This window comes from Pseudomonas saliphila, assembly GCF_008638345.1.
In the GTDB taxonomy this organism is placed as follows: Bacteria; Pseudomonadota; Gammaproteobacteria; order Pseudomonadales; family Pseudomonadaceae; genus Halopseudomonas; species Halopseudomonas saliphila.
Window position 1 is genome coordinate 44,907 of record NZ_VTVA01000006.1, and the last position, 17,435, is coordinate 62,341.

A 17,435-nucleotide genomic window follows, 5' to 3' on the forward strand; every position below is an offset into this window, starting at 1 on the left:
CGCAGCAGTTATTCAATCACCTGAGGGACCAGATACAGGCCGTCCTCGGTAGCGGGGGCAATGGCCTGATAGGCATCGCGCTGATTGGTCTCGGTGACGACATCCGCACGCAGGCGCTGGGTAGTTTCCAGTGGGTGGGCCAGTGGCGTGACACCGTCGGTATTGACCTCCTGCATGCGATCGATCAGGTCCATGACGCCGGCCAGTTTGGCCGTGAACGCAGTGGCGTCCGCGTCGTCAATGGCGATACGGGCAAGATGGGCGACGTTCTCCACCTCTTTACGTTCTAGTGCCATGTTCTGTTCTCCATGAAACCGGGGCGTGGCCGGCGCTGTACGGCCGATGCGCCAATGTAGGAAAGGCTGTAGCCGAGCCCGGACAAAGCGGCGAATTTACCATAGACGCGCCTTGCCCAAAAACCCCGCCGTTGTTAGAGTTGCGACACTTCAGGAAGTACCGACCAGTAACCTGTCAGTTCACACTGTCCTGTCGCCACAGGGCCTTCAACGACAGGCCTTGGCGGCGTTTGCCATGGGACCAGGCGGCTTCTCAGTGCTTCTTTCAATTTAACTCACCCGCACCGGGGTATATTCAACGCATGTTCAAAAAAATACGCGGCATGTTTTCCAGTGACTTGTCCATCGACCTGGGCACCGCCAATACACTGATATATGTACGTGACCGCGGCATTGTACTGGATGAGCCATCCGTCGTGGCCATCCGCACCCAGGGAAATCAGAAAAGTGTTGTAGCCGTCGGCATGGAAGCCAAACGCATGCTCGGCCGCACGCCCGGTAACATCCAGGCCATCCGCCCGATGAAAGACGGCGTTATCGCCGACTTCAGCGTCTGCGAAAAGATGCTGCAGTACTTCATCAACAAGGTCCACGAAAACAGTTTCATCCAGCCAAGCCCGCGGGTACTGATCTGCGTGCCGTGCAAGTCCACTCAGGTTGAGCGTCGCGCCATTCGCGAATCTGCCTTGGGCGCTGGCGCACGGGAAGTCTTTCTGATTGAGGAGCCGATGGCTGCCGCGATCGGTGCCGGCTTGCCAGTTGAAGAAGCACACGGTTCCATGGTCGTCGACATCGGCGGCGGTACCACCGAAATCGCCCTGATCTCGCTGAATGGTGTGGTCTATGCCGAATCCGTGCGGGTCGGCGGTGATCGCTTTGACGAAGCCATCGTTACCTACGTGCGCCGCAATTACGGCAGCCTGATCGGCGAAGCGACAGCAGAGCGCATCAAGCAGGAAATCGGTGTGGCGTTTCCCGGCGGTGAGATCCTCGAGGTGGACGTGCGCGGGCGTAATCTGGCCGAGGGCGTGCCACGCGCTTTCACGCTGAACTCCAACGAAGTGCTCGAAGCCTTACAGGAATCTCTGGCGACCATCGTTCAGGCAGTAAAGAGTGCACTCGAGCAATCCCCACCGGAACTGGCCTCCGACATCGCCGAACGCGGTTTGATCATCACCGGTGGCGGCGCGCTGCTGCGTGATCTCGACAAGCTCCTGACCCAGGAAACCGGTCTGCCGGTGATCATCGCCGAAGACCCCCTGACCTGCGTCGCCCGTGGCGGCGGCAAGGCACTGGAGATGATGGACCGTCACAATATGGATTTGCTCTCCACCGAGTAAACTGTCGCACTGTTCACCAGGTCTTGGGAAGCGCTGAATAATTCCTTGCGCTCTCTGGCTTTCAGGCTGGTTCGCAATCGAGGCGCGGTTTTGAAGGCATGCCGGGGCCTGTCGAGAAACCGCAACGACGAGTGCGGGCCAGCCTGAAAGCCCCGAAGGGCGTGGCCTGAAGCGCGCATCTGCTGCGTTGTGCTCCTTGTTAAGGGCTACGGCCATTAACTGCGAATCACGCCTTGCACCTGCACGCTTCAGGTCACGCAGAGAACGTAAGGAATTGTTCAGTGCTTCCCTTGGTCCCTGTCATGCCGGTGTTGCATGATAGGGGCTGACGATTGGCTCACCTGCGTTGGCGGCAGCAGGAGCCGCACAGGTTCATGAGGAGTGCACCATCAAACCGCTGTTCATCAAAGGCCCTTCGCTGGGTGTTCGTTTACTGGCGCTGACAGTGTTGTCGGTGGTGCTGATGGTGACTGACGCCAGGTTAAACGTGTTGCAGCCGGTACGCGCGCAGCTCGGCATGATCCTGATGCCCCTCTACTATGTCGCCGAACTGCCGGTTCGCGCCTGGGAAAATGTGCAAACCCAGCTCACCAGCCGCGCCGATCTGATCGCCGAGAATGAGCGCCTGCGGGCCGAATCCCTGCTGACCCAGCGCAAGCTGCAAAAACTCGCCGCCCTGACCGAGCAGAACGTGAGGCTGCGTGAGCTGCTGAATTCTTCCTCGCTGGTCGACGAGCGCGTCCTGGTGGCCGAGCTGGTCGGTGTCGACCCCAATCCCTTCACCCAGCGCATCATGATCGACAAGGGCGAACGCGATGGCGTGTTTCTTGGCCAGCCGGTCCTCGATGCTACAGGTCTGATGGGTCAGGTGGTGGAGGTAATGCCGTTCAACTCGCGGGTATTGCTGCTGACTGATGTCTCTCACAGCCTGCCGGTGCAGGTCAACCGCAACGGTCTGCGGGCGATCGCCACCGGAACCGGCACCAGCGACTGGCTCGAGCTGCGCCATGTCAGCGATACGGCCGACATCCGCATTGGCGACATCATGGTCAGTTCCGGGCTGGGTCAACGCTTTCCGGCCGGGTATCCGGTTGGCCGCGTGATCTCGGTCGAACAGGATCCCGCCGAACCCTTCTCCATCGTCAAGGTTGCCCCCACCGCACAACTGAACCGCAGCCGCTACCTGCTGTTGGTGTTCAGCCCGGAGAGCGCCTATGGCGATGTTTTTCCGGCGCTGAAGCTGGATCAGACCGCCGCGTCCGATGGGCCGGTTCCCGCGCCGAAGGTGCCAGACGCTGGCGGCGCTTCAAGCGAAACAGTTGAACCCGCGGCGACAGAGGAGGGCAGCGACGATGCGCCATAGTCTGGTGGTGGGTTTTACTATTTTGCTGGCGCTGTTGCTTAGCGTCATGCCTATGCCGGAGCCGTTCAGCTTCGGCAGGCCAATGTGGCTGGCGATGACGGTCGCCTTCTGGGTGATGATCCTGCCGCACAGAATCGGGCTGGTGACGGCCTGGTGTGCTGGTCTTGCCTCCGATGTGCTCTACGGCGAGCTATTCGGGCAGCAAGCGCTGGTCATGACACTGGTCGCCACCATGGTGCTGGTGCTGTATCAGCGCATCCGGCGTTTTCCATTGTGGCAACAGAGTCTGGTGATGCTGCCGGTGTTCGGCATCGCGCAGTTACTATCGTTGTGGCTGGACAGCCTCGCCGGGAGCCGGCCGCCAATGCTGTTGTTATTGCTGCCGGCGTTGGTCAGCGCCTTCCTGTGGCCGTGGGGCTGTGCGTTCCTCGATGTCTTCCGGCGCCGCTTCCATGTCGTCTGATCCGGCGGCGCACCGCGGCCTTCTCTACCTGGCTTCGGCCTCACCCCGGCGTCGTGAATTGCTGTCGCAGATCGGCGTGCCGACGCGGGTGATACCCTCCGACATCGATGAAGCAGTGTTCCCCGGCGAGTCCCCGCTGGCGTATGTCGAACGCGTCACCCGGGACAAGGCCCGTGCCGGTATCGGCAAGGCGCCGGATGGGGCGGTAGTGCTGGCGGCGGATACTGCTGTGGTGTTGGGCGATGTCATCCTCGGCAAGCCAGCCGACCGCGAGCAGGGCCTGGCGATGCTGGAAAGCCTGTCGGGTCGGGCGCACAGTGTCATTACCAGCGTAGCGGTGTGTCAGGGCGATACGCTGCGTCTGGCGAGTGTCGAAACCCAGGTATGGTTTCGCCACCTTTCCCAAGCCGAAAAGAGCGCATACTGGGATACCGGCGAGCCGGCCGACAAGGCGGGTGGCTATGCTATCCAGGGGTTGGGTGCGATTTTCGTCGAACGCATTGAAGGCAGTTACAGCGCGGTGGTCGGGTTGCCCCTGATGGAAACCGCTGCACTGCTGCATGACTTCGGGATTTCCTGTTGGCAAGCGTCCTGACATAGGGCACCGATGACCGTAGTCTAACGGTCCGATAACACTGGGAGAGCCCATGAGCGAAGAGATTCTGATCAATATAACCCCGATGGAAACACGGGTCGCTCTGGTAGAAAACGGCGTGCTGCAGGAAGTGCATATCGAGCGCACCCTGCGCCGCGGCATCGTCGGCAATATCTACAAGGGTAAGATTGTCCGCGTGCTGCCGGGTATGCAGGCTGCCTTCGTCGATATCGGTCTGGAGCGTGCGGCCTTCATCCACGCCTCGGAGATCTCCGAACGCGAGGGTTCTGCGGTCGAGCCGATCAATGCGCTGGTGCATGAAGGTCAGGCGCTCATAGTCCAGGTGACCAAGGATCCGATTGGCACCAAGGGCGCGCGCCTGACCACTCACCTGTCGGTGCCGTCGCGTTATCTGGTGTACATGCCGCGCACGCCCCACGTGGGCATCTCGCTGAAAATCGAGGACGAAACCGAGCGCGAACGCCTCAAGCGCATCGTCGCCCAGTGCGTTGCCGATGAAGCCATCGACGAGCCCGGCGGGTTCATCCTGCGCACGGCCGCCGAAGCAGCGCGCGAGGAAGATATCCTGGCTGATATTCGCTACGTCAGACGCTTATGGCAGCAGATCTCCCAACAGATGGGCGCCTGTCCGGCACCCTCGGTAATCTACGAAGACCTTCCGCTGGCCCTGCGCACCCTGCGCGATCTGGCCAATGTGCGGATAGAAAAGGTGCGTATTGATTCGCGGGAAACCTTTCAGCGCGTCGAGCAGTTTGTGCAGGAGCTGATGCCTGGCATCGAAGACAAGCTTGAGCATTATCCGGGGGAGCGCCCGGTATTCGAACTCTATGGCGTGGAAGATGAAATCCAGAAGGCCATGGAACGCAAGGTCATGCTCAAGTCAGGCGGCCATCTGGTAATTGACCAGACCGAGGCCATGACCACCATCGACGTCAATACCGGGGCGTTCGTGGGGCACCGCAATCTGGAAGAGACAATCTTCAAGACCAACCTGGAGGCGGCCACGTCGATTGCCCGCCAGCTGCGCCTGCGCAATCTGGGTGGCATCGTCATCATCGACTTCATCGATATGGAGGCCGAGGAGCATCAGCGCCAGGTATTGCGCACGCTGGAAAAACAGCTGGAGCGCGACCACTCGAAAACCAACATCATCGGCATCACCGAGCTGGGTCTGGTGCAGATGACCCGCAAGCGTACCCGCGAGAGTCTCGAACAGATTCTCTGCGAGCCCTGTCCCTGCTGCTCGGGTCGCGGCATTCAGAAAACGCCGGAAAGCGTCTGCTACGAAATCTTCCGCGAGATACTGCGCGAGGCCCGGGCCTATCAGGCGGGTGCCTATATGGTGCTGGCGTCGCAGGCCGTTATCGACCGCCTGCTGGACGAAGAATCAGGCAACGTCGCGGATCTGGAAGTGTTCATCGAGCGACCGATCAAGTTCCAGGTCGAAACGGTGTACACCCAGGAACAGTACGACGTGGTACTGATGTGATGAGCGCCTGACCGCATGAGCTGGCAAACCTGGGTTCGACGGGGTCTGGATGGACTGATTCTGTGTCTTGTCGTCTGGCTGCTGGTGACTGCCGCCTATGTGAGTCTGGGTCGACAGTTTGTGCCGGCGGTGGCGGATTATCAGGCCGAGCTGGTCAAGCGAGCCGAAGAACTCACCGGCAGAGCGATCCTGCTGGAGGATCTGAGCGGCGAGATGCAGGGCACCCAGCCCGTGTTCATGCTCCGTGGCCTGCAGGTCCACGCCGAAGCCGACCTCGACAGCTCGGTACTGTTTGCTCTGGATAACGTCACTGCGCGCCTGGACGTGTTCGCCAGCCTGTGGCGCCGGGAGCTGGTGCTCGATGCGCTGCAGGTCGAAGGCCTGGCGCTGGAACTGTTGCAGGAGCCCGATGGCCGCTGGCGCTTACGCGGTCTGGGCGCGCGGGACAGGGTCGAAAGCGGGCTCGACGAGACGCTCGATAAACTGCTCAACCAGCGCCGGATTACCCTGCTCGACAGCCGTATTCGCATCAATCCCCACGACCTGCCTGAATGGAACTTCACTGAGGGCGACCTGACGCTGGTCAACCGGTGGGGCGAGCATCGGTTTGACGCACGCATGGCCCTACCCGATGGCCGTGAGCTGCGCCTGCAACTGGAAGGGCAGAGCAGCGGCGACGACTGGCGGAATATGTCCGTCGAGTTTTTCGCCGAACTTCCCGCCATGCAGTGGAGCAACTGGATCCCGGGCGCCTGGCTGGAGAAGGCCAGGCTCGAGCAACTGGTTGCTGGCGGCAGTTTCTGGGGCAGCTGGCAGGACCGCCGCCTGAGTCGGCTGCAGGGGGTGGTGACGGCGCCCGAGGTGAAGCTGCAGACGCTGCGACCGGGTGCCCCGCTGACTGATCTGCAGGCGCAGTTCGATCTGCAGCTGGATGACGCACAGCAGGTACTGCGCGTCGAGCAGCTGGGTTTACGGGTGAACGAGATCCTGTGGCCCCACACGCGTCTGGCTGCGACTCGTGAGGTGGACGATGGCAGCTGGCAGCTGCGGCTCGACCGTCTTCCGCTGGAGCCACTGGCTGCCGGCCTCGCTGGCTCCCTCCCTGACGACCGCTTCGCTGAGATTCTCGCGACCCTCGATCCGCATGGACAGGTGCTGGACATCGGGCTGCGTGGCAGCCGTACCTCGCTGTCACTCGAGGATCTGAGCATTGAAGCCCGGCTGGACAATATCAGTATTGAACCCTGGCGCGCCGTTCCGGGATTCACCGGCATCAGCGGCACGCTTGCCGGTAGCCGCGCGCTGGGTGAGCTCAGGCTCAACAGCGAGAACTGGAGCATGTTCCTGCCGCAGCTGTTCCCCGAAGCCTGGCACTATGATCGGCTGACGGGCAGCCTGGGTTGGCAATGGTCGGACGATACTGGCATGCAATTGCAGGCCCCCGGCCTGGCTGTCAGCGGCGAGGAGGGCGAGGCCACGGCGCAGTTTTCCCTGCATCTACCGCGTCCCGGGAATCCGCCGAGTATGGATCTGCGGGTGGCGCTGCGCGACAGCCAGGCGCATTTCTACCGCCGCTATCTCCCGTCGCGCGCTGCCGCGATGAGCTCTGAGCTGACCGAGTGGCTGCTCTCGACCGATCTGTCCGGCACGGTTCCCTTGGCTATCTTCAGCTACCGCGGCGTGCTGGCAAAAAATGCTGATCCCGCGGATCGTCTGCTGCAACTCTATGGCAGTGTGGATCAGGGCAGCCTGTTCTTTCAGCCCGGCTGGCCAGCGCTGGAGGACGTCTCCGGCACGCTGCATCTGCGCAATACCGCCGTCACCGTACAAGAGGGACGTGCGCGGCTGTGGGGCACCGAGCTTAGTGATGTAGAGGTCGCTATTGACCGCGCACGCCCCGACGCGCCCTTGCTGCTGTCCGTCGAAGGCGAGGCGGCAGGTTCGCTGCAGGATGCCCTGCGCCTGATGCAGGACACGCCGCTCAAGAAGATTACCAATGATCCCCTCGCTGGCTGGACGGGCAACGGGACCCTGGCGGGCAAGGGCTCCCTGGTTATTCCGTTGCAACAGGGCGGGCAACCGGAGGTTCGTCTGAGCTGGCAAGCGGAGGCCGAGCAACTCTTCATCCCGCAGCTCGACGTCCCGCTGCATCAGGTCAGCGGCAACTTCGCCTACGATCACAGCAAAGGCCTGACCGCGGACAGCGTGCGCGCGCAATTTCTCGGTGAGCCGGTTACCGGCACCATTGGCGTTATCGACCGCGAGCAGCTGGTCCGCATGAAAGGCAGCCATCCGGTGCAGGCACTGAAGGGCTGGTCGATACTCGACAAGGCGCCGCTGCAGTTGGCCACCGGCCGTGTGGATTGGGACGCCCAACTGGCAATGCGTCCGGGTAGCCAGAGTATTCAGGTGGCCTCCGATCTGCGCGGCGTGGTGCTCGATCTGCCGCAACCCTTTGCCAAGGAATCCGACCAGGCGCAGCCCACCGAAGTGACCCTGCGGCTCAACGATCAGGGCCAGCGCTGGTCGTTCCGTTCCGGTAGCGATGTACGCGGGTTGATCACCCAGTCCGGCGATTCCCTGCGCGGTGACCTGCGTTATCGCAGCGGTAATCCCTCGCTTCCCTCTGCAGAAGGCCTGAGTGTCAGGGCGAATTTCGCCGATCTGCAATGGACTCATTGGCAGCAGTGGCTCAAGGATTTCAACGCCAATGCCCAGAGTGCGGCGCCGCAGGCCGCCGGCCCTGCCGCTTCCGCCGCGTCTCCGTTGGCCCTCATCCGGGAGATCAATCTGAACGCGGCGCGGTTTGAAGGCCTTGGTCTGGAGCTTTCCGATCTGCAGGTGCAGGGCGAACAGCTGCCGACCGGCTGGGAATTCGATGTGCGGCAGGCTGATGTGGCGGGCCGCATCCTGTTGCCAGACGATGCTGACCAGCCGCTGGAAATCGACCTGCAACGCCTGCGCTTTGCCAGTAACCAATCGATAGCAGGCGAGTCCGACGCATTGGTCGAGCCACTGGTGGCTGAGGATCCCCTGAGCGGCATTACGCCTTCCTCACTGCCGGCGGTCAATCTCAGTGTTGCCCAGCTTTTCTGGGGCGATGATCTGGTCGGTCCGGTGTCGTTTCGCATGCGCCCCACGGACCAGGGGCTGACAATCGAGGACGCGAACCTCGCATTGCGCGGCGGGTTACAGCTGCGCGGCGGCTTGAGTTGGCGTGACGCTGACCAGCGAACCCGCTTCGAAGGCAGCCTCAGCGCGGAGGATATCGGCGATGTGCTGCGCGCCTGGAACTACGCACCAACGCTGACCAGCAAACGATTTGCGGCGACAACCGAGCTGGAGTGGCCTGGCTCGCCGGCGTATTTCGCGCTCAAGCGCAGCACCGGCCCGCTGCAGTTGCTCGCCCGTGATGGCGTGCTGCAGAGCGGGGAGAGTTCGGCGGATGCGCTGCGGGTGTTCGGTTTGCTCAATTTCAACGCGCTGACCCGCCGGCTGCGTCTGGACTTCTCGGATATGTTCGGCAAAGGTACGGCGTACGATACCCTCGACGGGGATCTGCTATTCACCGAGGGTGTGATGCACAACCGCACGCCATTGGTGATGGAAGGGCCGAGCGTCAAGTTGCAGCTGGATGGTAGGCTCGACCTGCCACAGAATGAAATTGACATGGGTATGCTGGTGACACTGCCGGTTACCAACAACCTGCCATTGGCGGCGATCATTGCCGGTGCGCCCTATATTGGCGGCGCGCTGTTTATTGCCGACAAGATACTCGGCGACCGGATCGCCCGCTTCGCGTCGGTCAAATACAAGATCAGCGGAGACTGGCAGAAACCCAACGTCGAATTCGATCGCGCCTTTGATAACGAAGCCGCACTGGAGGACTAGATGAACGTTGCCGCCATCCAGATGATCAGCGGATCAGATGTCGCCACCAATCTCGAACGCGCCGCCGGCCTGATTGCCGAAGCGGCCGCCGGCGGCGCCAAGCTGGTACTGCTGCCGGAGTGTTTCGCCGCCTTCGGCAATCGCTCATTGGCGAATATCGGCGCCGCTGAGTTCCAGGGCACCGGTCCGATCAGGCCGTTTCTCGCACAGCAGGCGCGCCAATACGGCGTCTGGCTGATCGGCGGCAGTATTCCGTTGCCGCGCACCGCCACCGGCAAGCCAATGGCGACCTGTCTGGTGGTCGATGATCAGGGCAGCGAAGTCGCGCGTTATGACAAGCTGCACCTGTTCGATGTGGAAGTAGCCGACAGCACCCGCAGTTACCGCGAATCCAGGGATTACGATTACGGTGATCAGGTGGTGTATGTGGATACCCCGGTCGGGCGCGTCGGACTGACGATCTGTTACGATCTGCGCTTTGCCGAACTGTATCTTGCACTGGCCCGCGCCAACGCGGATCTGATTGTGGTCCCTTCGGCCTTCACGGCGGTGACCGGAGCTGCGCACTGGGACGTCCTGCTGCGCGCGCGGGCCATCGAAACCCAGTGTTACATACTCGCTGCCAACCAGGGTGGGCTGCACCCCGGCGGGCGTGAGACCTTTGGGCACAGCTGCCTGATCGATCCCTGGGGTGACGTAATCGCTTCGCTTGAGCAGGGAGAAGGGGTGGTCGCTGCGCCACTCGACCACGCCCACCTAAACGCTATTCGCCAGCGTATGCCCGTCTCCGGGCATCGCCGATTTGCCCCGGCCGAACTAAAGGCCAAGGAGTCCGACAAGAATGAGTGATCTGATAGCCAATGTTGAAAGCCGTCTGCTGCTGCCCGCAGAGCTGAGCCCTGATCTGATCGCCGGGGTACTCGGCCAGTTGGTCTCGGCCCCCGGTGTGGATGCGGCTGATCTGTACTTCCAGCACCAGGTGAACGAGTCCTGGGTACTCGAGGACGGCATCGTCAAGGACGGCAGCTTCAACGTCGACCAGGGCGTAGGTGTGCGTGCCCAGGCCGGGGAAAAAACCGGGTTTGCCTACAGCAACGACATTCGTCTGCCGGCATTGACCCAGGCGGTTTCCGCCGCGCGTTCCATCGCCCGGGCGGGGCAGTCGGGCGGCGTGCAGGCATGGAAGCGTGACACCAGCCAGGCACTGTATCCCACCGCCAACCCGCTGGAAGTCATGGCGCAGGCGGACAAGGTGACCTTTCTGCAACGGCTGGACGCCTATACTCGCAGCCTGGACTCGCGCATTACCCAGGTTACCGTGAGCCTAGGCGGCACCCATGACACTGTCATGGTCGCCTCCAGCGACGGCACCTGGGCCGGCGATATCCGTCCGCTGGTGCGGCTGAACATCAGCGTCATCATCGAACACAACGGCCGGCGTGAGCGCGGCAGCTTTGGCGGCGGCGGTCGTACCGATTATCTGTACTTTGAAGCGGAAGAGCGCGCCATGGCCTATGCCCGTGAAGCGGTGCGTCAGGCGACTGTCAATCTGGATGCCATTCCCGCTCCAGCCGGCAGCATGCCAGTGGTGATGGGTCCGGGCTGGTCCGGCGTACTGCTGCATGAAGCGGTCGGTCATGGTCTGGAAGGCGATTTCAACCGCAAGGGTACCTCGGCCTATAGCGGCCGGGTCGGCGAAAAAGTCGCCTCCAGCCTGTGCACCATCGTCGATGACGGCACGATCCCTGGTCGCCGCGGCTCGCTGAGCGTGGACGACGAGGGCAACCAGACCCAGTGCACCACATTGATCGAGAACGGCATTCTCAAGGGTTACATCCAGGACAAGCTGAACGCCCGGCTGATGGGTGTGCAGGCGACCGGCAACGGCCGTCGTGAGTCCTATGCGCACCTGCCCATGCCACGCATGACCAACACCTACATGCTGGCCGGCGAAAGCGATCCGGAGGACATCATCCGCTCGGTGAAAAAGGGCATCTACTGCGCCAATCTGGGCGGCGGTCAGGTGGACATCACCAGCGGCAAGTTCGTGTTCTCCACCAGCGAGGCCTACCTGATCGAGGACGGCAAGATCACCGCCCCGGTCAAGGGCGCAACCCTGGTCGGTAACGGCCCCGAAGTCATGAACCGCGTATCCATGGTCGGCCACGACCTGCAGCTCGACAGCGGCGTCGGCACCTGCGGCAAGGACGGTCAGTCCGTGCCAGTCGGCGTCGGCCAGCCGACCCTCAAGATCGACCAGATCACCGTAGGCGGTACTGGCGCTTAACGGCTCCAAGCAGCCATGGAAGGCCGGGTTCCATCCCGGTCAGTTGAGGTTCGGCGGACGCTTTTATCGAGATGGAACTCGACATTCCATNTGATCCGGCGAAGCGGCTGATGTCACTGCAGCTTATTGCTGAGGCTCTGCAGGACGGTTGATGGCAGCACCGCGCGTCTGCACCGTGGCCGACGCTTTACGAATGCCGGGGAACCTGGCGGTAAAACGAGTACCCGTCTCCGGAGTAGAGCACACGGAGAGGGTGCCATCGTGCCCGGCTACAATCTGTGAAGCGATGTATAAGCCCAATCCCAGTCCTTTCCCTCTACCGCCTGCGTGGGATCGAGTGAAGGGCTTGAAGAGCAGCGATATCAATTCCTGCGGAATAGGGGTGCCCTGGTTGGTTACCGACAGGACGACATCGTCGTGGTCCGCCGTCGCAGTCACACTGACCGGTGCATCACGCGAGCCGTGCGTCACTGCGTTGAGCAGAAGGTTCGAGAGTAATTGCCCCATTCTGCCGGTGTCGCAAAACGTCTGTTGCGCAATCGAGAAATGACGGGTGATCGAGACGTCCGGATGAGAAATGGCTATTTCGTGTATGACGGAATCGAGAACCGGGAGCAGGTCGCTCGTTAACACGCGATTGACCGGAATGCCGTCACCCAGCCGCGCATTGGAGAAATCCAGGACGTTTTCTATGAGCTCGCTCATCCGCTTCGAACTCTGTCTGATGGCGACGGCCAGGCCGTGCTCACGCTCGTCGGTGAGCTTGGCTTCCAGCAGCTCCGAACTCATGCCGATTGCGGTGAGGGGCGAGCGAAGATCGTGCCCCAGGACGGCGATAAACTGCTCGCGTAGCCGGCCAGTTTCCTCTTCGTTGACCAACGCGACCTCAGTGTTGTCCTGTGCTTCCTGCATGTCCAACTGGACGCCGATCAGCTGTGCATAGAGTTCCAGCGTATTCAGGACAGCCATCTCATCAAACTGGGCTGGCACACTGTCAATGGCGCAGAGTGTTCCGAAGAACTCGCCGTTGGTTCTGATGATGGGGATGGATACGTAGCTTTCCAGCTTGTATAGCCGCGGGGTGTGATGCTCGGAGTACACACTGTCTTGACTGGCGTGCTGGAAGATCACTGGGCGACGGTGGTCGCGGATCTCGTGACAGATGGTGGACTCGAGTACCAATTCGCCGCCAGGTTTCAGGCCGAAGTCGATAGAGTCGTCCACTGCGCAGGCGACCCACCGTGAGTCGGTCACCCGTGCAACGGCCGCAAAGCGCATCCCGGTAGTATGTTTCACCATGGTGAGGATAAGCGAGACGGCGTCGATCCTGGCAATTCTTGAAACATCGCGTTCGAGGTCAGACGGGTTGGACATTCAATAACCGTAATCGTGAAGTTCCATGGAATCTTATGCGGAATAGGCGTGTTTTCCCATGGAAAATCCCGTTTCGCTGACCACTGGAGCGTCCCTGCAGAAAATCCTCAGTGCATGGCATGAGGAAACGGGGCATCACAGCGGCTGCACGGTTATCTTGCTGGGTCCGAGCCGTCAGAAGTCTGCGTCGGCTCCACCTTAGGCTCCCCGACCGCCCACTCGTTGGGGAAGCGGCGGATCAGTAACGTCAAGGCAAAACCCACGGACAGCACCACGAAGGTGAAGCTGAACGCGACGGTGAAGCGGCCGGTGGTTTCGATCAGCCAGCCGNTTCGGTGGTGGTTTTGAGCTTTGGGTGTAAGGCAGGTAACCCTGTCCAGTTCAACAATCTCGCAAGACACTCAAAACAATGGAGGGCCGGGTTCCATCCCGGCCGGCGGAGTTGCGGCAGCACGCTTTTGTCGAGATGGAACTCGACATTCCATTGCTCGGTGTTGGTTTGAAGCTTTTGTCGAGATGGAACTCGACATTCCATGGTCCGCGGGCTGTTATAGCCCTTCAAAGCGTCCGGCCAGACGGTTCTTGCGGACCTGATCGACCGGGAATACCCGCCCGCTCATGGCTACGTAGACGCCGTGGCCTAGGGTGTTGAGGGCGCCGACGGCGAGGCCGAGGTTGAACAGGGCGTCGGAGTCGCGAAAGCGTGCCGGCTGCATGGCGCCGGTGAGGACGATGACCTTGTCGTCGATATCGGCCAATGCCGCGCCGGTGACGGTCATGGTATCGGTGCCGTGGGTGATCAGTATGTGCTCGTGGGGGCAGGCGGACACTCTGCCGCGAATCAGCTCGCGGTCAGCATCGTCCAGGTCCAGGCTGTCTTTTTTGACCAGCGACTCGACGGCGTACTCGAAGCCGACTCTACCCTGTTCAAGCAGCTCGCCCGCGATAGGCTCGCCGATCTGATATTCACTCAGCGCATCGAAGTACACCTTGTCGAGGGTGCCGCCGGTGCTGAAAATCTGTATAAACATGGCTAACTCCTGCAGTCGTAAGCGCCAGTATGCCTTCTGAAACTTCCCAACACACGCCCGAACCGGCCGCCAGAACCTGGTGGGTCTATATGGTGCGGGCAGAGAACGGCCATCTGTACACCGGCATTTCCACCGACCCTCAACGGCGCTTTCGTCAGCACGCCAGCGGCAGGGGCGCTCGGTTCTTTAATCGTAGCCCGGCGCAGGCATTGGTGTGGCAGGAAATCTGTATTGACCATTCCGATGCGCTGCGCCAGGAGTTGGCCATCAAGGCGCTGGCCAAGCCCGTCAAGGAACGGCTGATCCGGCTGTTTGCCGAGACGGCGTCAGACGCCAATGGTGACTGTGCAGCGGACGCGGCACCCGCTAAGCTGGACTGATCCAGGGTCAGCTGATGTGTTGTCGCGGCCCGCGAATGTCACCGACCTTGAACGGAGCCGCACTATGACCGACCTGATTCTGCATCATTACCCGCAATCCCCCTTCGCCGAAAAGGCGCGCCTGATGTTCGGCTTCAAGGGCCTGTCCTGGCATTCGGTGATGATCCCGGCGGTGATGCCCAAGCCGGACCTGACCGCGCTGACGGGTGGCTATCGGCGCACTCCGGTGCTGCAGATCGGCGCGGACATCTACTGTGATACGGCATTGATCGCCCGGCGACTGGAGCAGGAGAAGGTCATGCCGGCACTGTTTCCCGAGGGCCGTGAAGCCGCTGCGGCGGGGCTCGCCCAGTTTGCTGACCAGGTCATGTTTCAACATGGCGTGGCGATCAATTTCCAGAAAAAGGGACTCGCCTTCCGTTTCGCCAATATGCCCGAAGAGGTGATCAAGGGCTTCGTGGCGGATCGTCAGGCGCTGTTTGCCAGTGGCACCGCCAGGGCGCTCGACACCAAGGTTGCGCTATCCCAGTGGCCGGCATTGATGAGCCGACTGGAGTTGCAACTGGAGCGTGACGGCGAGTTCATCCTCGGCGATCTGCCCTGTATTGCTGACCTGGCGCACTATCATCCGTTGTGGTTTGTCGCCTCGAACAAGGCTGTCGCCGACGCACTGGTCGGCTATCCGGCCATCGCCGCCTGGATGGGCCGCATCGCCGATATCGGCCACGGCTCAAGCACGGCAATGGAGTCATCTGAGGCTATCCGTATAGCGCGGGAGGCGAGTCCGGCGGCCTTGCCGGAAATCGATTTCGTCAGTCCGGGTGGGTTTGAGCTCGGTCAGGCAGTGAACGTCAGCGCTGTGGATTACGGCACTGACCCGGTCAGTGGCTCGCTGGTCTATGAAGATAACGAAGAGATCGTGGTGGCCCGTGAGGACGAGCGTGCTGGTCTGCTGCACGTGCACTTCCCACGTTACGGCTTCCGTATCGAAGCGGCTTGAGATCAAACCCTGAAAAGCGAATCCCCCTAACCCCCTGCGCCTGGCCTGCGATACTGCGGGTCAGGTCTCGGGAAGCAATGCGATCCTCCGGAGGGACTGTGGAATCTGTTATCAGCGTCAAAGGCCTGAACAAGACCTACGCATCGGGCTTTCAGGCGCTCAAGCATATCGATCTGACCATTAAGCGTGGCGAAATCTTCGCGCTGCTCGGTCCGAACGGTGCCGGCAAGACCACCCTGATCAGCATCATCTGCGGCATCGTCAACGCCACCCGTGGCGAGGTGATCGTAGCCGGCTACGATATCGTCAAGGACTACCGCAAGGCGCGCACGGCGATCGGCCTGGTGCCACAGGAACTGACCAGCAATATGTTCGATAGCGTGTTGGCCACCGTCAACCTGAGCCGCGGCCTGTTCGGCAAGGCGCCGGACAAGGCGCACATCGAACGCGTATTGCGCGAGCTGTCGCTATGGGACAAGCGTAACGACAGGATCATGAACCTGTCCGGCGGCATGAAGCGCCGGGTACTGATTGCCAAGGCGCTGGCCCACGAACCGGAAGTACTGTTTCTCGACGAGCCCACCGCCGGCGTGGATGTCGAGCTGCGCCGCGACATGTGGAACATGGTCCGGCGGCTGCGCGAGCAGGGCGTGACCATCATCCTGACCACGCACTATATCGAGGAGGCTGAAGAAATGGCCGACCGCATCGGCGTGATCAATCGCGGCGAGATTATCCTGGTCGAAGATAAGGCCGACCTGATGAGCAAGCTGGGCACCAAGCAGCTGACCATTCAGTTGCAGGAGCCGTTGACCCAGATACCGTCCAGCCTCGCAGACTATGGCCTGCAGCTGGCGCAGGAAGGCCATGCCGTGGTGTACACCTTCGATGCCCAGTGCGATCACACCGGTCTGGCCGATCTGCTGCGGGCGCTCAACGAGGCAGGCCTTGAGGTCAAGGATCTGCATTCAAGTCAGAGCTCGCTGGAAGACATCTTCGTCGGCCTGGTGCATGAAGAGAACCGGCCCGGCGCGGTAGCCGGGGCGCAGGCGGCAGCGCTGAGTGGGGGCCAGGCATGAACGGTTACGGTATCCGTGCGCTGTATCTGTCCGAGCTCAGCCGTATGTGGCGCACGCTGTTCCAGAGCATCGCCTCACCGGTGATTTCCACGTCGCTGTACTTCATCGTCTTCGGCGCGGCCATCGGCTCGCGCATGCAGGAGATTGATGGTGTCAGCTATGGGGCGTTCATCATTCCCGGTCTGATCATGCTGATGTTGCTCAACGAGAGCATTTCCAATGCCTCCTTTGGCATCTACATGCCGAAATTCACCGGCACCATCTATGAGGTGCTCTCGGCGCCGTTATCGCCGGTGGAGATCGTCGTCGGCTACGTCGGCGCGGCGGCTACCAAATCGGTACTGCTGGGTATCCTGATTCTGCTGACGGCCCGGCTGTTTGTGGACTACGAAATTCTGCACCCGATATGGATGTTCGGCTTTCTGGTGCTGACCGCCATCACCTTCAGTCTGTTCGGGTTCATTATCGGCGTGTGGGCCGATGGCTTCGAGAAGCTGCAGATCGTGCCCATGATGATCGTGACGCCGCTGGCCTTTCTCGGCGGCAGTTTCTATTCGATCAATATGCTCCCGCCCATGTGGCAGACCATCACCCTGTTCAATCCGGTGGTGTATCTGATCAGCGGGTTTCGCTGGAGCTTCTACGGTGTCGCTGACGTACACATCGGCGTGAGCCTGGGCATGACGCTGGTGTTCCTCACGATCTGCCTGGCGATCGTCTGGATCATCTTCCGCACCGGGTACAAGCTCAAGCCCTGATCACTGTCTGGATCCGCCAGCTATCCGGCTGGCGGATTGAACAGCCCGCCGCTTCCCCGGTCAATTTC

General features: G+C 61.3%; 15 protein-coding genes. 12 read left to right on the plus strand and 3 right to left on the minus strand.

Going from position 1 to position 17,435, the window contains the following annotated elements; translation table 11 throughout:
* Positions 1-8: 8 nt before the first annotated feature.
* Positions 9-296, minus strand: a complete 288-nt coding sequence (gene gatC / locus FHK95_RS08445) for an Asp-tRNA(Asn)/Glu-tRNA(Gln) amidotransferase subunit GatC (RefSeq protein WP_150304164.1) — start codon at positions 294-296, stop codon at positions 9-11.
* A 302-nt stretch (positions 297-598) separates the two neighbouring features.
* Between gatC and FHK95_RS08450 the strand changes: the two genes are divergently transcribed.
* From FHK95_RS08450 to tldD, 8 genes are all read left to right on the plus strand, one after another.
* Positions 599-1,636 (plus strand): rod shape-determining protein, encoded by a 1,038-nt coding sequence (locus tag FHK95_RS08450; protein ID WP_150304165.1) that lies wholly within the window; start codon positions 599-601, stop codon positions 1,634-1,636.
* A gap of 433 nt (positions 1,637-2,069) precedes the next feature.
* On the plus strand, positions 2,070-2,999 hold the full coding sequence (gene mreC / locus FHK95_RS08455; RefSeq protein WP_235906748.1) for a rod shape-determining protein MreC: 930 nt from the start codon (positions 2,070-2,072) through the stop codon (positions 2,997-2,999).
* Positions 2,989-3,462 (plus strand): rod shape-determining protein MreD, encoded by a 474-nt coding sequence (mreD, locus tag FHK95_RS08460; RefSeq protein ID WP_150304168.1) that lies wholly within the window; start codon positions 2,989-2,991, stop codon positions 3,460-3,462. The genes mreC and mreD overlap by 11 nt, the downstream gene beginning before the upstream one ends.
* The gene (locus tag FHK95_RS08465) at positions 3,452-4,057 is read left to right on the plus strand and encodes a Maf family protein (protein ID WP_150304170.1); all 606 of its coding nucleotides are present in this window, start codon (positions 3,452-3,454) and stop codon (positions 4,055-4,057) included. Before mreD ends, FHK95_RS08465 begins: the two co-directional genes overlap by 11 nt.
* A 52-nt stretch (positions 4,058-4,109) precedes the next feature.
* Entirely contained in the window at positions 4,110-5,567 is a 1,458-nt protein-coding gene (gene rng / locus FHK95_RS08470) for a ribonuclease G (RefSeq protein WP_150304171.1), read from the plus strand.
* A gap of 15 nt (positions 5,568-5,582) precedes the next feature.
* Positions 5,583-9,458 (plus strand): YhdP family protein, encoded by a 3,876-nt coding sequence (locus tag FHK95_RS08475; protein WP_150304172.1) that lies wholly within the window; start codon positions 5,583-5,585, stop codon positions 9,456-9,458.
* A complete protein-coding gene (locus FHK95_RS08480; RefSeq protein ID WP_150304173.1) occupies positions 9,459-10,307 on the plus strand; it encodes a carbon-nitrogen hydrolase family protein in 849 nt (282 codons plus the stop codon).
* The gene (gene tldD / locus FHK95_RS08485; protein ID WP_150304174.1) at positions 10,300-11,745 is read left to right on the plus strand and encodes a metalloprotease TldD; all 1,446 of its coding nucleotides are present in this window, start codon (positions 10,300-10,302) and stop codon (positions 11,743-11,745) included. Before FHK95_RS08480 ends, tldD begins: the two co-directional genes overlap by 8 nt.
* Positions 11,746-11,868: 123 nt before the next feature.
* On the opposite strand, the gene FHK95_RS08490 is transcribed toward tldD, so the two are convergent.
* Both FHK95_RS08490 and FHK95_RS08495 read right to left on the minus strand, forming a co-directional pair.
* On the minus strand, positions 11,869-13,119 hold the full coding sequence (locus tag FHK95_RS08490) for a GAF domain-containing sensor histidine kinase (RefSeq protein ID WP_150304176.1): 1,251 nt from the start codon (positions 13,117-13,119) through the stop codon (positions 11,869-11,871).
* Between the two features lie 548 nt (positions 13,120-13,667).
* Positions 13,668-14,150, minus strand: a complete 483-nt coding sequence (locus FHK95_RS08495) for an asparaginase domain-containing protein (RefSeq protein WP_150304177.1) — start codon at positions 14,148-14,150, stop codon at positions 13,668-13,670.
* Between the two features lie 29 nt (positions 14,151-14,179).
* Between FHK95_RS08495 and FHK95_RS08500 the strand changes: the two genes are divergently transcribed.
* The 4 genes from FHK95_RS08500 to FHK95_RS08515 all read left to right on the plus strand — a co-directional run bounded on the left by FHK95_RS08500 (position 14,180) and on the right by FHK95_RS08515 (position 17,367).
* Positions 14,180-14,530: a GIY-YIG nuclease family protein gene (locus tag FHK95_RS08500; protein ID WP_150304178.1), complete on the plus strand. Its 351-nt coding sequence runs from the start codon at positions 14,180-14,182 to the stop codon at positions 14,528-14,530.
* Positions 14,531-14,594: 64 nt separating this feature from the next.
* The gene (locus FHK95_RS08505) at positions 14,595-15,530 is read left to right on the plus strand and encodes a glutathione S-transferase family protein (protein WP_150304179.1); all 936 of its coding nucleotides are present in this window, start codon (positions 14,595-14,597) and stop codon (positions 15,528-15,530) included.
* Between the two features lie 98 nt (positions 15,531-15,628).
* Complete coding sequence (locus tag FHK95_RS08510; RefSeq protein WP_150304181.1) at positions 15,629-16,609, plus strand: ABC transporter ATP-binding protein; 981 nt, start codon at positions 15,629-15,631, stop codon at positions 16,607-16,609.
* Complete coding sequence (locus FHK95_RS08515; RefSeq protein ID WP_150304182.1) at positions 16,606-17,367, plus strand: ABC transporter permease; 762 nt, start codon at positions 16,606-16,608, stop codon at positions 17,365-17,367. Before FHK95_RS08510 ends, FHK95_RS08515 begins: the two co-directional genes overlap by 4 nt.
* The last annotated feature ends 68 nt before the right edge of the window (positions 17,368-17,435 follow it).